This window comes from Paenibacillus sp. FSL K6-1330, from assembly GCF_037976825.1.
In the GTDB taxonomy this organism is placed as follows: Bacteria; Bacillota; Bacilli; order Paenibacillales; family Paenibacillaceae; genus Paenibacillus_AQ.
On the sequence record NZ_CP150269.1, the window covers coordinates 3,497,208 to 3,512,683 of the forward strand.

The 15,476-nt window shown below is 48.8% G+C and carries 9 protein-coding genes; all 9 read left to right on the forward strand.

Going from position 1 to position 15,476, the window contains the following annotated elements; all coding sequences use genetic code 11:
- Positions 1 to 16 precede the first annotated feature (16 nt).
- Positions 17 to 1,780, forward strand: a complete 1,764-nt coding sequence (locus tag NYE54_RS15860; protein ID WP_339273099.1) for a sensor histidine kinase — start codon at positions 17 to 19, stop codon at positions 1,778 to 1,780.
- Positions 1,781 to 1,790: 10 nt separating this feature from the next.
- Positions 1,791 to 3,419, forward strand: coding sequence for a response regulator (locus NYE54_RS15865; RefSeq protein ID WP_339273101.1), 1,629 nt, complete (start codon positions 1,791 to 1,793; stop codon positions 3,417 to 3,419).
- Positions 3,420 to 3,432: 13 nt separating this feature from the next.
- A complete protein-coding gene (locus NYE54_RS15870) occupies positions 3,433 to 5,685 on the forward strand; it encodes a glycoside hydrolase family 95-like protein (RefSeq protein ID WP_339273103.1) in 2,253 nt (750 codons plus the stop codon).
- A gap of 105 nt (positions 5,686 to 5,790) precedes the next feature.
- Positions 5,791 to 8,121 carry a helix-turn-helix domain-containing protein gene (locus NYE54_RS15875; protein ID WP_339273105.1) on the forward strand — a complete coding sequence of 777 codons (2,331 nt, stop codon included), beginning with the start codon at positions 5,791 to 5,793 and terminating at the stop codon, positions 8,119 to 8,121.
- Positions 8,122 to 8,278: 157 nt separating this feature from the next.
- The gene (locus tag NYE54_RS15880; RefSeq protein WP_339273107.1) at positions 8,279 to 9,940 is read left to right on the forward strand and encodes an extracellular solute-binding protein; all 1,662 of its coding nucleotides are present in this window, start codon (positions 8,279 to 8,281) and stop codon (positions 9,938 to 9,940) included.
- Positions 9,941 to 10,029: 89 nt separating this feature from the next.
- On the forward strand, positions 10,030 to 11,007 hold the full coding sequence (locus NYE54_RS15885) for an ABC transporter permease subunit (protein WP_339273108.1): 978 nt from the start codon (positions 10,030 to 10,032) through the stop codon (positions 11,005 to 11,007).
- A gap of 12 nt (positions 11,008 to 11,019) precedes the next feature.
- A complete protein-coding gene (locus NYE54_RS15890) occupies positions 11,020 to 11,910 on the forward strand; it encodes a carbohydrate ABC transporter permease (RefSeq protein ID WP_339273110.1) in 891 nt (296 codons plus the stop codon).
- A 16-nt stretch (positions 11,911 to 11,926) separates the two neighbouring features.
- A complete protein-coding gene (locus tag NYE54_RS15895; RefSeq protein ID WP_339273112.1) occupies positions 11,927 to 13,051 on the forward strand; it encodes a glycoside hydrolase family 88 protein in 1,125 nt (374 codons plus the stop codon).
- A gap of 41 nt (positions 13,052 to 13,092) precedes the next feature.
- Entirely contained in the window at positions 13,093 to 15,471 is a 2,379-nt protein-coding gene (locus tag NYE54_RS15900) for a chondroitinase-B domain-containing protein (RefSeq protein WP_339273114.1), read from the forward strand.
- The last annotated feature ends 5 nt before the right edge of the window (positions 15,472 to 15,476 follow it).

Here is a 15,476-nt window from a genome sequence, read left to right on the forward strand (position 1 = left end):
CGGAGGATGTTGATCTATGCTCTACCGATTATCGTTCAGACGCCGAATCTGGATCGCGTTTATGCTCATTGTCATCTTTGCGGTTACTACCGCAGGCGCGTTAAGTTACATGATCGCGGAGGAAGTTGTGAAGGACAATGCTTATCAGCTAAGTCAGGAAACGATTCATCAAACTTCGAAGGTGTTAGATGAGAAGCTGAATCATATCACACAAGCGGTTTACTCGATGATGGTCAATACCGCATACCGAAGAGCGTTAGGAATGGACAGCAGTTACTCGGAGGCGGAGAATTATTATACACATCTGTCCGGGCTGCAATCGACTTTTGTGCAGACCAAGCTGTATGAACCTGTTATCGATTCTATTCTTATCGCCACGCGTGAGGGTGACTATTACCAGACAAGTCAGCAGCGTAACTTCTCCCATTCGTTCTATGACTCGGAGCTGTATACGCTTGTCAAAAGCGAGAAGCGCAAATTATGGGTGGCCGGTCATGAGGACAATTTCTTTTCCAGCAGGGAGAACGTCATTTCCTTTGTGATGGAGGGCATACCCTCCCATTACATCGAGGATATTTTCGTTGTAGCGAATATCAAAATCGACTCGATCCGATCCTTAATTGCCTCGGAGGATAAAAATCGCAAACAGTTCCATCTCTTGGCCTCATCCGATGGGAGCGATGTGCTGTTAAACGATTCTGCCATTGCGGATACGCTGAAACATGAGCCTAAATATAGGGAGGCCTTAACAGCTGAGCAGGGAAGCTTTGAGTATTCGGATCAAGGTTATGAGTACCTGGTTAACTTTACCAAGCTAGGTGGAGTGAAGGAGTGGACGTTATTCAGCTTCCTGCCTAAATCGGAGTTGATGAAGCAGATGGACAGCATCAAGCTGACCATTCTCGGAGTTATTACGGGATGCTTGCTCGTGTCGTTTGCTTTTGCCAATATGCTAACCCGTTTGCTTATAAGACCGTTAAGCCACCTGCAATCACTAATGAAACGGGTGGAGATGAACGATCTTAACGTACGTTATGAAAGCGAATACAATGATGAGATTACGCAGGTCGGTTATCGCTTTAACCGGATGCTGGAAGAGCTTAATGAAATGTTTGACGTTGTGAAGCAGGCAGAGAAGGATAAACGCCAGTCCGAGATGAAAGCCCTGCAAGCTCAAATTGATCCTCATTTTCTATATAACACACTTAACACGGTTTACTGGAAGTGCCAGTTGAATCAATTGGAGGATGTGCAGGAAATGGTGCTGTCCTTATCACAGCTGTTTCAGCTCGGCCTCAATCGCGGCAATGAGATGACGACGCTTGAACATGAGCTGCTCCACGTGGAGCAGTATTTAAACATTCAGCAGAAATGCTATGAAACGCTGTTTACCTACAATATCGAGGTTGATCCCTTAGTGGATATGCAGCACCCGATCTTAAAAATCATGCTGCAGCCGCTGGTTGAAAATTCAATCCTGCACGGCTTTAACGATCGTAATGAGGGCGGGTTCATTCGAATTCAGGTGAAACAGGATAGCACCTATCTGTATTTCAACGTGGAAGATAACGGTATGGGGCTGAACGAAAAGAATCCAACTGATCCACTTCTTCGACAACCGGCATCCTCTCCTACATCGGGTTATGCGTTAAATAATGTCCGATTGCGATTACAGCTTCAGTATGGAAGCTCGGCAGATTTGTACATGGAAAGCGAACCTAATGTATGTACCCGAGTTTCGATTATCATCCCCCGTTACCCACGACTTGAAGGGAGTTGACTAAAAGCAGATGAGCGCAATAACGACAACGATTTGCTTTATAGATGACATTCAGAGTGTCGTCGATGGCGTATCCAAGCAAATCAACTGGGAACGTCATGGGATAACCGTAAGCGGAACGGCAATCAATGGAGAAGACGGACTCATGTTGATCACCTCGTGCAGACCGGATATCATCGTGACCGATATTCGAATGCCGAAGCTCGATGGTCTGGAATTGACCCGACGCGTCAAAGAGCTGCTGCCTCGCAGCAAAGTCATATTGATGACAGGTTTCAGCGATTTTGAATATGCCAGGCAAGCGGTTCAGCTTGGGGCGTTTGACTTCATAACGAAGCCCTTTTCACTAGCTCATATCGAGGAAATTGTTGTAAAGGCCAAAAAAGAAATTGCAGCGATACGAAACCAAGAGGATCATATCGCTGAATTAGAGCAGCGGGTTCAGGAGAGTATGCCGTTCCTGCGTCAGGAATTGTTCACGTTATTGTTACATCATAAGGTGGACGAACATGAAGCGGAGCAGCGGTGGGAATATGTAAAGCCTGATCTGGAGTCCAGGCATCTGCTCGTCATGATTCTTGAAATCGATGGATTTGCTGACAAGCACCGAGAGTCACCGATGAATGAAATAGAGCTCGCCCGGTTTGCATTGAAGAATATTACGGAGGAGACCATCGCTTTGTATACAAAGGGGATGGTATTCCGGGATTCGGCTAACCGCCTGGTAGCGGTGTTGAATACACCGTTATCAGCTTCAGCAGCAGCTATAGCAGAAGCGTGCTGTCAGCATGTTAGATTATATACTTCATTAACGACATCCATCGGAATTGGCAGACCCGTAACGTATATCCATGAACTGTACTCATCGTATGATCAGGCTTTGCATGCCCTGTCATACCATTTCTATACCGGAGGCAACGCGGTGATTTCATATGAAGATATAGCTAATACAGAAATGTCCTTGCCGCGCAGTATACGGACCGCAGAGCAGGAAATGGTATATGCCTTACAATCCGGAAACGTCGACCAAGCCTTACTGACGCTCGATCATATCCTGAATGAGTTCACGGACAGGTCGCCGCTTCCCAAGCCGGAATACTTCATCAGCCTCTACTACGAGCTGGCGTACATGATGCTAAGGGCGATTCAAGATAAGGTACCGATGAATGAACTGTCCGATTTGAACATGATCGTTCGGGAAGGGCGAGTCAGCTCGGAGAGGTCCTTAACGGACATGAAGAAGATTCTGCATAGCATCGTGACGCTAGGCTGTGAACGCATCGAGAATCAGAATCGCTCCGCCGCCGCAAAAATCATCCAGGAAGCCATTCACTATGTGAAATCCAATCTGGATCAGGACCTCAGCTTAAGTGCTTGCGCGAAGGCAGTTCACTTGAGCCCGAGTTATTTTGCCAGCTTATTCAAGAAAGTGGCGGGAATGGCATTTAGCCAATTTGTTACTCAAGAACGGATGGAGCTGGCCAAGCGGCTGCTCTTGGAGGATCGGCAAATCCAGGAGATTGCGGATTCGCTAGGTTATGTAGAGCGGCGGTATTTTACCGATGTGTTCAAAAAATATACGCAGATGACACCATCGGAATTCAAGCAGGCGCACATAAGAAACAACATTTCATTGTAATAGGAGGGATATCGTGATTACCCGCATTGAGAATGCAATTGACTGGCCAGTGTTTATGTCAAGACACGATATGTTGTGGACAACGCGTCCGATCAGCTGGGATGAAGGGGCTTTTCTTGGAAACGGCCTGCTCGGAGCGATGATCTACAGCGAAGAACATCGGGATAAACGGAATGTGCTGCGTTTTGTGCTTGGACGTTCCGATATAATCGCGTCACGTCCGGGTGAACAGGCTTTCCCGGTACGCGTACCTATTGGCGAGCTTGCATTAGAGCTGGAGGGATGGAATTATCAGCCCTTTGAAATGCGGGTGGAATTATGGAACGCGGAATTGAGGGCGGTTATACCGACAACAAAGGGAGAAGTCAGAATTCGTGCGTTTGTGCATGCATTAGCTCCCGTACTTGTCGTGGAGTTGGATGCAGATGAAGGTGAACGCGATGCGAAGCTGAAGTGGTACGCCTATTCGGAGGTTGATCCTATTTTGAAGAATGCGGACGGGATAAATCTCAACCAATACATTCCCGAAACCATCGTTCAGCTTATGGAATTCGGTGAGGTTTCAGTCGGCGTTCAGAAATATGAAACCGGAGAAGGCTGCACTACAGCTTGGCTAACTCGTCGCTCTGACCAGACTGAACAGGAATCGGGAAGCTGGCATCGGCAAAGCGTTATCTTAACCGTGATGAATGGCACGGAAGATGCCGTTCGTGACCAAGCGGTACGGGAGCTTCGGTCTGTGCCGAGCCCAACCTCAGGATGGGAAGCCTGGATTCATGCCCATCGCAGGTGGTGGCATCATTACTATCCGGAAAGCTTCATTTCGATACCGGATACGCAGTTGGAAAGCTTTTACTGGATACAGATGTATAAGCTGGCTTCTGCGACCCGTGGGGACTCATACCCTATCGATAATCAAGGTCCGTGGCTCACATCTACGCCATGGCCTGGATTATGGTTCAATATGAACGTGCAGATGAGCTACTCTCCGATTTATACGGCGAACCGCCTCCATCTGGGCATGTCGCTGATTCGTTCCCTGCAGGAGCATCAGGACCAACTGATCCGTAATGTTCCCGAAGCTTACCGTGCGGACTCGGCAGGCCTCGGTCGAAGCTCAAGCTATGATCTGGACAGTCCGGTCACGGATGAGGTGGGGAATTTAACTTGGGTCATGCATAACGCTTGGCGTCATTACCGTTATGCCATGGATGATCATCTGCTGCGAAGCTTGATATATCCTCTCCTCCGGCGCAGTGTAGGTTTATATTTGCACCTTCTTGAGGAAGGGCAGGACGGCTGTCTTCATTTACCTCCCACAATCTCACCGGAATATGGGTCCTTTAAGCAGCTGAAAACAGCCGATTCTCATTATGATTTAGCGCTGCTGCGCTGGGGATGTGAAACCTTAATCCGCATGACGAATCAGCTTGGTGTTCATGATCCGCTGCACGATCGCTGGCGTGAAGTCCTTGAGCGATTGGTACCTTTTCCGGTGGATTCATCCGGATATATGATCGGCGAGGGTCAGCGTATGGAATTCGGACACCGCCATTTCAGCCATATGCTGGCGGCCTTTCCACTGCATATCGTTGGCGATACCGAAGAGGAGAAGGCGCTGATTCTTCGCTCGCTCCGGCATTGGATCGGCCTTGAAGGAGATTTGCGCGGATTTAGCTTCACCGGAGCCGCCTCCATCGCAGCCAAGTTAGGTTTAGGAGATGAAGCCCTCGCGTATTTGCGGAGTTTAATGCATCTCATTAAGCCGAACACGATGTACAAAGAAGCGGGACCGGTTATCGAAACGCCGCTGGCCGGGGCGGAATCGATCCATGACATGCTGCTTCAGAGCAGAGGGGAGCGGATCTATGTTTTCCCTGCAGTCCCTAAAGAGTGGCCGGAGTCGGTATTCCATCATCTGCGGACAGAAGGAGGCTTTCTTGTTAGCGCTGTTCGGGAAGAGGGACGCACCGCTTGGATACATATTTGCAGTCTTGCCGGAGAGCCCTGCCGGATCGTAACAGATATGTCCACATCTGCGGAAGACGGCTTGTTTATTGACATCGGGGGAATCTCCAGGAAGTGTCCGATCCAGGCAGATGGGATGATCGATCTGGCTCTGAAGCCTGGTGAGGAAGCTTACATTTACAGGGCCCGTTGGAGCGGATCCACTCGATTCCGCATCTCGCCTGTCCCTGCTGAGAAGGGCAAATGCAATCTGTTTGGCAGTCGTAAACCATGGAGATTGTATGGGATTCCCCAATAATTCGTAGTTATTCGTAAAACCTGCAACCGTTCTTGTTTTTAGAGCAGCCTTATCCCTATGAAGGCTGCTCTTGTTATCACAAAAGGCTATAAGGAGGAAAATCACATGTTCAGCATCCTTCGTAAATATAACCGCAGCGTCATTGTGGCATGGCTGTTCTCTTATGTCACCGTATTAATGGTGCCGATTCTGATCAGCTTCGTGCTGTATTCATTCTCATACCATCAAGTGAAGAGCGAGACCAATCGGGCGAACGAATTGCTTCTTCAGCAGATGGAAATGTCCATTGACAGCAAGCTGAAGAGTCTGGAGCGATTAAGCCTGGAAATTGCGTTAAATAAGGGGATATCGGCATTCTCCAGCGTGGAGTTACCGATTCGTGATCCTCAGTATTACGATGTGTTCAACATTTCGGAAAGCCTGCGAACTTATAAAAATGCAAACGATTCGATTGAGGATATTTACGTGATGTATTTGAACAGTGATACGGTGATTTCGACGTATGGTCATACGAGCGGCAGAGGGCTCTATCAAAAGCTGCGGCAGAATGACGAACCCTTCTATGAGAAGTGGATGGGATTGTTCGAGCAAAGATATGTAAACGGTTACAAATCGATGGAGTTTCAAGATGGTCTTCAAAGCTTCCCGGTGGTCGTATTTGCACATTCCCTCGTATTTAATTCACCGGCCCAGCCCCCGGCTGTTGTCCTGTTCTTGATCAAGGATTCGAAACTAATCGAGAGCGCTCCCCGGCAAAAGGATGCGAGTATGTTCATTATAGATATGGATAGCCGGTATATCGCTGCATCAGGACAGGATCCGGCTGTACCTGCTGGTATAAGTTATGAGCAGCTGGAAGGCGATAGCGGAATGATCTATATAGGCTCGGACGCGGAGCAGTTCGCGGTTTCCTATATCACGTCGCAAGTAACCGGATGGAAATATGTATCCGTACTGCCAGCGGCATTATTCAATGAGAAAATGAAAGACTTACGCCAACTGACATGGATCAGCATCGCCCTGAGCTTATTAATTGGAGGTATTGTTACGGTTTTGTTTTTACGCAGAAACTATATGCCGGTTCAAGTGATGCTGCAAAGTTTATCCAAAAAATTCGGACTGAGGTTTGACGGGGGAGCCAATGAATACACGTTCCTGCAGGGGACGATTCAGCAATATTTTCATGACAAGGCAGATATGCAAACGGCGCTTCACAAGCATCGCAATACAATACGGGCGCATTTGTTGCGGCGACTCTTAAAGGGATACGCCGATCATGATCAGTCTCTCCATACAACGCTGCCTGCACATGATATACAGTTTCAATCCGACCGATCTGTTGTCCTGCTGATATCGATCGATCATTATGGCAAGTTTGAGCAGTTTGGCATTCGCGGGCTCCCGGATCATAAGCAGCAAATGCTTTATTTCATACTAACGAATGTGCTTGAGGATACGGCTTCCGATGAAGCGCTTGTGTTTACAACAGAAATGAACGATGCGCTTGCTTGTGTCGTTAATTTCGAAGCAAGCCTGCCAGCGGAGCAGGAGCAAACCGTATTGAATCGAATACTGGCCCAGGTTCAAGATTTCATGCGAAAGCATATCGAAGCAGAGCTTACAGTAGCTGTGGGTCAGGTTCATTCGGATTTGCACGGCATCGCGCTTTCTTATCAAGAAGCGCAGGCCGCGCTTGAATATCGGATTGTGATGGGGAGCGGGCAGTTCATCCCGTATACGGACACTCTTATGGACAGGAGCAAGCAATTCCGTCAATTTTATTATCCTCTAAGTGTCGAGCAGCAGTTTATAGGCTTGGTGAAGAGCGGGAACTACGACAAAGCGGAAGCCATTTTGGATGATATATTCCAAGCCAACTTTTCCAAGCACCCGGTTTCGGTTCCACTCGCCAAATGCCTGATGTACAACCTGGCAAGCACGATGCTGAATACGCTTGAGGAAGTGAGAGCGGGCAGCAAGCGAACCTATGAAGATCATATCATCGATGCGGATCTATTGCTCGAATGCGATCATGTGCCGGAGATGAAGGAACGGATGAAACAGATGCTTTCGCAGGTCTGTGAATGGATCCTTGCCGAGAAACGGAATCACCACCGTTATTTAATCGAAGATGTCTCGCAGTATGTCCAAGAGCATCTGTATGACCCGAAATTGAATATTTCAATGATTGGCGACGCTTTTCAGATGACCCCCTCCTACGTATCGAGACTGTACAAGGAGTTTACAGGAGAAGCCTTACTGGATACCATTAACCGCCTCCGTCTGTCCAAAGCGAAAGAACTGCTTGTTCTGCAAAAGCTTACCGTCAATGAAATCGCTAGCCAGGTCGGTTATGCGGATGTCAGCACGTTTTTGCGAATCTTTAAAAAATTCGAAGGCGTGACCCCCGGGAAATATCAGAAAGCCGCACTGTAAACCGGATTTTTCATGAAAAACCATCGATTTTTAAGGAATTGCCTGCGATTTTAGATTTTGTCTATGGTAAGGGATACGGGTTTTATTGAACAATGACAACGGATAGGGCAACATGCTGGCCTATCCGACACCTTATCTTACAATCGGGGGAATGATGATGGTTCAACGTTTGCTGGTCAAAGACAGCTTGTTGCGAAATTTGAAGTCAGGACTGACCGCCATATTGTTAACGAGTCTGGTGCTTGCGGGATGTTCGTCTGGAAGTAAGGATAACACGCCGGACGCTAAGCCGAACGAGGCTGGGAAGGGTACATCCACTGCAATCGGTTCATCGTATCCGCTAAATACAACCGAATCGATCACGTCGTGGGAAATCTTGAACATGAATGCGGTAACCTTCTATTCTAACCTTGCAGAAACGCCGTTCGGGAAGGCGCTTGCCGATAAAACAGGAGTTCAGGTGGAGTATATCCATCCGAATGATCAGCAGACGGCCGAGCAATTCAATCTGATGATTGCGTCCGATGAGCTACCGGATGTCATTGAATACGATTGGACCGGACGAAGTGCGGGCTCTTATCCGGGCGGACCGGAGAAAGCCATTCAGGACGGCGTCATTCTGGAGCTCAATGAGCTGATTGATCAGTACGCGCCGAACCTGAAGAAGAAACTCGAAGCGGATCCGACGCTTGACCAAATGGTCAAGACAGACAGCGGCAAATATTATGTGTTTCCCATGATTCGCAATCCGTCCGGGCTCGTCTTCCGTGGCCCCATGATCCGTCAGGATTGGCTGGATGAGCTTGGTCTTCCAGTACCAACGACTATAGAGGAGTGGGAGAAGACGTTAATCGCCTTTCGCGACGAGAAGGGGGCCAAAGCACCGCTCAGCGTGACTTACACCGGAGGGAATTTTGAGATTCGCGATGCGTTTATCGGAGCTTACCGCACATCAAATTCCTTCTATGTGGACGATGAAGGCAAGGTGAAGTATGGACCTATAGATCCGCAGTATAAAGATTTTCTGGCCTTATTCCGCAAGTGGTTTGCGGAAGGATTGTTTGACAAGGATTTTGCGCTCACCGATACCAAAGCGTTGGATAACAAGATTCTGACCGGGCAGACCGGCGCTACAGTGCATCTTCTCAGCGGCGGCATGGGAAAATGGATGGATGCCATGAAGGGGCAGGATCCGAAATTCAAGCTGGTTGGCGCTCCATATCCAACACTCCTTAAAGACGAAGTTCCTTTTATAGGACAACGGGATTTCAAGTACAATCCGGGACCAAGCAAAGCCATCACAACCGCTGCGAAAAATCCGGAACTGATTGTACGCTGGCTTGATTATGCCTACAGCGATGAGGGCGCGATGCTCTACAACTTCGGCATTGAAGGAGAGAGCTACGCGATGGAGAACGGTGCTCCTGTCTATACCGATTTGATTAAAAACAATGAGAAATACAGTCTGCAGCAGATGGTATCGCAGTATTCCAAGCCGAATGGACCATACGAAGCGGATGAACGTCGGAACTGGAATACGTTTCCTGAGCAGGATGAGGCCGTGAAAGTATGGGCGAAAACGGATGCCGAGAAGCATACACTGCCTGGCTTCCTGACGCCAACCGCCGAAGAAAGCAAAGAGCTTGGCAAGATTTTAACTGAAGTAAGTAACTATAAAGAGGAAATGTTTGTCAAGTTTATTGTCGGCAAGGAGCCGATGGAGAGTTATGACAAGTATGTGGAACAAATCAAGAAGCTGGGGATTGAGCGTGCGGTTGAAATCTATCAAAGCGCTCTGGATCGATACAACAGCCGATAATGACATCTTGAGCCGAGGGGAATGGAGCGGGTTCATCCCCCTCGGTAACTTGAACCTTCAATAGACAGAGCATAAGGAGTGAGCACGGCATGGCGAAAATTCCGCCTCCGACACGCACGTCAATTCCTTCTAAACCATCTAACTCGGCAGGACTGAATCCTCGAAATTGGGGCTTGCTGAAGGACATTAGTAAAAATCGTTTCCTGTACATCATGTTAATTCCGGTACTTCTATATTTCGCGGTTTTTCATTATTTCCCCATGTACGGGGCATCCATCGCCTTTAAGGAGTTCTCTCCACGTCTTGGCATCATCGGAAGTCCATGGGCCGGCTGGGAGCACTTCGAATCGTTTTTTAACGGCATTTATTTCTGGCGGGTTGTCAAAAATACGCTGTTAATCAGCTTTTATGAACTGCTCTTTGGCTTTCCGGCACCCATTATATTGGCGCTCCTGCTGAACGAGGTGAGAAAAGCCGCATTCAAACGCACGGTTCAAACCATAACGTATATGCCGCATTTTATTTCGCTGGTCGTTGTTTGCGGCATTATTAAGGAATTTACGATGAGTGACGGGTTAATCAACGATATTTTGGCTTTTCTCGGATGGGAACGGGTCTCTCTTCTGCTGGAGTCTGAATATTTCCGGACCCTCTTCGTAACCTCCGGAATTTGGCAGAACATCGGCTGGGGGACCATTATCTACCTTGCCGCCCTGGCCGGTATCGACCAGGAACAATACGAGGCCGCGAAGATCGATGGAGCCAACCGGTGGAGGCAGATGTTGAATGTGACTTTGCCGGGGATCATGCCTACGATTATCATCCTATTCATTCTTGAGATCGGCAGGCTGATGAACGTCGGCAGCGAGAAAGTCATCCTGCTCTACAACCCCTCAATCTACGATACCGCAGACGTCATAAGCTCCTATGTGTACCGGGTCGGGCTGCAGGAATTCAATTACAGCTTCAGTTCGGCAGTAGGGCTGTTCAATTCCGCCATCAATTTCACGCTTGTCATCGGCTCAAACTGGCTGAGCCGCAGAATGAACAAAACCAGCTTGTGGTAGGAGGTGAAAGGAATGGAATGGAGAGCTGGCAATCGATCGGTTGGTGAAAAGCTGTTTGATGTTTTTAATTACATCTTGTTGACCGTAATCACGTTGTGTACGTTATACCCATTGATTTACGTGCTGTTTGCTTCCTTGAGTAATCCTACCCGTTACATGCAGCATTCGGGGATTCTATGGAAGCCGCTGGATATAACATTTAACGCTTACCGGCTCGTGTTTGATAATCCGATGATTATTCAAGGATATTTAAATACGTTCCTTATCGTATCAGGAGGCTTGGCGATCAATATTATATTGACCGCATTCGGAGCGTATGCGCTTTCCCGTAAGGGTTTGCGATATCGTAAGCAGCTGATGCTGTTTATCGTATTTACCATGTTCTTCAGCGGGGGCTTGATTCCCTTGTATTTTACAGTGAAAGGCCTGGAGCTTACCAATACGCTGTGGTCCTTAATTATTCCGCAGGCCATATCTGCTTTTAATCTGATTATCATGAGAACGGCTTTTGAGGCGGTGCCTGATAGTCTGGAGGAATCCGCCAAGATCGATGGAGCCAATGAATTCGTCATCCTATTCCGGATTATGATACCGCTGTGCATGCCGGTCATAGCCGTCATGCTGCTGTATTACGGTGTAAGTCACTGGAACTCATGGTTCCAGGCCATGATCTATTTGCAGGATCGTTCCTTGTATCCGCTTCAGCTTGTCCTGCGGGAGCTGCTGCTTCTGAATGATGCAAGCTCCATGGCAAGCGGAGCGAGCGGAGGGGAGGTGGCCGTTATCGGTGAAACGCTGAAGCATGCGACCATTATCGTTGCGACGGTACCGATTCTGCTGGTCTATCCGTTTTTGCAGAAGTATTTTGTGAAAGGTGCTTTAATTGGTGCCATTAAAGGATAACGACAGGAGGAAAATGATGAGTAAATTAAAGATTCAACATGAACTCGATTTGGATATGTGGTGGAATGGTGCTCAGTTGAAGGTGGACCGGATGTTGGCTAGAAAGCCTGAGCTTGCTCCGCATGCGGCCAAGGACGGGGAATACGACGGCTTGACCCTGGACAACTGGATTTCAGGGTTTTGGCCGGGAATGTTGTGGATTTTTTACGATATGACCGGAGATGCGAAGTACAAGGAAGCGGCGTGGGAGTGGGATATACGGATGGAACGATTGACTCTGGAAGAAAGTCGCTTTCATCATGATGTCGGGTTTCAGTATTTGCCGACAGCCGTACTGAAATATAAGTTAACCGGCGATGCAGATGGTAGAAGGCGAGGGCTTGCGGCAGCTAACTTTCTGGCCGGACGATTTAATTTGGCAGGCCAGTACATCAGGGCATGGAACAAGGATCTCCCGGGCTGGGCTATCATCGATTGCCTGATGAACCTGTCCCTCTTGTACTGGGCTGCCGAGGAAGGAGAAGACCCAAGATTTCGCCACGTTGCGAATGCCCATGCGAATATGGCTTTGCAGCATATGATCCGTGCCGATGGATCCACCTGTCATGTTGTTTCGTTTGATCCGGAAAGCGGGGAACTGCTGGAGTATATGGGCTGGCAGGGATATGCCCCGGATTCCTGCTGGTCAAGAGGGAATGCGTGGGCGCTGTATGGGATGGCTAACGCTTACCGTTACACGAATAATAAGGATTATTTGTACGCCGCCGAGCGGGTAGCTCATCATTTTATAGCTTCCTTACAGGGGCACGGGGTCCCGCCATGGGACTTCCGGGTACCGAATCCCGATACCGAGCCTCGTGACACCTCCGCTGCGGCCATTGCAGCTTCCGGTTTGTTGGAGCTCGCTGCTTTGACAACTCCGGAGGTGGGGACTGTATACCGGAAAGCTGCTGAGCGAATCGTCCTGGCATTGTCGACGGAGTACGCAGCTTTCCACGCTCCTGAGCATGAAGGAATCCTGCTTGGCGGAACCGGCCATAAGCCGGCGGATACGAATATCGATGTGTCGCTTATTTATGGGGATTATTATTACATCGAGGCTCTGGCGAAGCTTCGCGGCTGGGTCCATCGCGTATTCTGATTGGTTATGGGACGTTAATATTCGAAGAGGGGTGAACGGATATGAAAACGTTATTAAACGCTTTAAACCAGCGGTTTCTCAGATCGATAAGTATGGGTCTCGTCTTGAGCCTTTTGATCGGTACACTGATGATGTCGCCTTCAGAAGCCCAAGGGGCTTCGAGTGATGCAGAAGGGAGCAGCAGTATGAATCGGATCGAGAGCACGGTAACGGCAAGCAGCTACCAACCGGGCACGAATTACGTACCGGGGAATGTATTGGATGGGATATGGGGCGAGGACGCGGAGAGCCAGCAAAGCCGCTGGTCCGCATCGGGTCAAGGTCAATGGCTGCAATTTGATCTAGACACGGAACAAACCGTCACTTATGTGAACATCGCCTTTTTGAATGCCAGAGAGCGTCAGTCCAGCTTTGAAATATTAGCTTCGAATACTGAAGATTTCAAATCCGGCACCGTTGTTTTTGAACAACAGTTCAGCCGGCAGCTGAAACCGGAAGATAGTATCATGCAAACATATGTATTACAGAAACCGGTGAAGGCCAGGTATTTGCGGTTGATCGGATATGGCAATAACGCCAGCGGAAGCTCGGGAAACTGGAACAGTATCATGGAAGTAGAGATTTACGTAGGGAAAGTGCCGGGTGAATCACCGGAAGAACCACAACCACCAGTTCCTCCAAACGCTGGCGAAGAGAAGGAGGAAGATGTGAAGCTTCCGGAGATGAAGCGCGTCTCGGTCAGCACGGCGGAACAATTGCAGCAGGCACTGGATCAGGCTGTGGCCGGCACGCTGATTGAACTGAAGGATGGGAACTATGAGCAGAACGGTCCGTTTGTTGTGAAGGATAAACACGGCTCCGCGGCCTATCCGATTCGGATTACCGGGAAGCCCGGCAAGGCAATCATTAGTGGGAATAGTTATATACACATTGAAAATTCAAGTTATGTGGAAGTCAGCGGACTCACGTTCCGGAACGGGATCGGCGATGAGAATGGAACGCAGACCTTGAATGACCGTGGATTGGCGCAACGGGCGCTTACCGGGGTTCATCCAGGGATTCAGCTGGAAAGCTCCAGCCGAATCTCTATTTTGGGCAACACCTTTGCTTTGGATGAAACAGGCCAGCCCTACCGATTTAAAGCTCAAAACCGATATGTATGGTGTCTCCTTAATTTGGAGAACAGCTGCCGGTACAGTGAGGATCGGTATGACCCAAACGGAGAAGTTTATAAGGGGTTAACGCCATTTGAAGATCCGAAGCTCATTACGGATAATGGCACTCACAGACATTATATTCGAGTCGAAGGAACGAGCAGCCATAACCGGATCGCTTATAATGATATTGGTCCGAAGAAGGGCTTTGGCGCAGTCCTGATTTATGATGGTGAAGGGCATAGTGGACAGCATATATCGCAATACGACGTCATTGAGTATAACTATTTCCACGGGATTGGTCCCCGGGTAACCAACGGGTTGGAAGCCATCAGGCTTGGACTTTCCAGTACCTCGCTCTCTTCCGGTTATATTACGGTTCAGTACAATTTGTTTGACGGGTTTAACGGTGAAGATGAAGTGATATCGGTGAAGAGCAGTGACAATATCATACGGTACAACACGATTCGTGATTCATACGGCGGTATTGTGTCGCGACATGGAAACCGCAACAGCTTCTACGGCAACCATCTGATTGGCGATGGAGTGACACCAGGCAGCAGCGGGTTCCGGATATACGGCAACGATCACAAAATCTATAACAATTACATGGAAGGTCTTACGGACAAAGTGATTCGTCTTGATGGCGGAACACATGATGGCGGACCGGAAGGCAGTACGAATCCAATCGTTCGTTGGGGTGGAAACCAAGAGCAAACGGCAAGGCTTGGCGATCTGCCTGCCGAACAAAGAACGGAACTTTTGCGCGGACATTGGCGGCAGTATAACGTTCAGATTTACAACAATACAATCGTGAATGTCGGCAACCAGACGACAACTTTCAATCTGGGCGGCAGAACCTATCAGCCGGTAGGGACTAAGATTTATAACAATCTGATAGTTAGTCATGCAGGGACGATATTTCAGGAAACTGATGCGGTGATACAGGCACCCGAACAGGAACGGGCTGAGTACAAGGGAAATATGCTCTCGGGGAACGCACCGATTTCTAACAACCCCATCGTGGACAGAGGGATGACCAAACAAGAGCTTCATTTGGTGCGCAGTAAGGACGGTCTCATTCGATTATCCGTCTATAGTCCAGCCGTAGACGCTGCCCTGACTCCATTCGTTGCAGCGGACGACATGGATGGCCAGATTCGCTATATACCTGACGTGGGTGCAGACGAATATGCGCCAGGCAAGCAGCGATCCAATCCTCCGCTTACCGTCCATGATGTCGGCCCGGAAGCCTGGACGAAATGAAGGTG

What these genes read in the sequence shown, in the direction of transcription:
- NYE54_RS15860 (WP_339273099.1), top strand. Translation starts at nt 17, where the DNA reads ATGCTCTACCGATTATCGTTCAGACGCCGAATCTGGATCGCGTTTATG.
- NYE54_RS15885 (WP_339273108.1), top strand. Translation starts at nt 10,030, where the DNA reads ATGGCGAAAATTCCGCCTCCGACACGCACGTCAATTCCTTCTAAACCA.
- NYE54_RS15880 (WP_339273107.1), top strand. Translation starts at nt 8,279, where the DNA reads ATGGTTCAACGTTTGCTGGTCAAAGACAGCTTGTTGCGAAATTTGAAG.
- NYE54_RS15890 (WP_339273110.1), top strand. Translation starts at nt 11,020, where the DNA reads ATGGAATGGAGAGCTGGCAATCGATCGGTTGGTGAAAAGCTGTTTGAT.
- NYE54_RS15865 (WP_339273101.1), top strand. Translation starts at nt 1,791, where the DNA reads ATGAGCGCAATAACGACAACGATTTGCTTTATAGATGACATTCAGAGT.
- NYE54_RS15875 (WP_339273105.1), top strand. Translation starts at nt 5,791, where the DNA reads ATGTTCAGCATCCTTCGTAAATATAACCGCAGCGTCATTGTGGCATGG.
- NYE54_RS15900 (WP_339273114.1), top strand. Translation starts at nt 13,093, where the DNA reads ATGAAAACGTTATTAAACGCTTTAAACCAGCGGTTTCTCAGATCGATA.
- NYE54_RS15895 (WP_339273112.1), top strand. Translation starts at nt 11,927, where the DNA reads ATGAGTAAATTAAAGATTCAACATGAACTCGATTTGGATATGTGGTGG.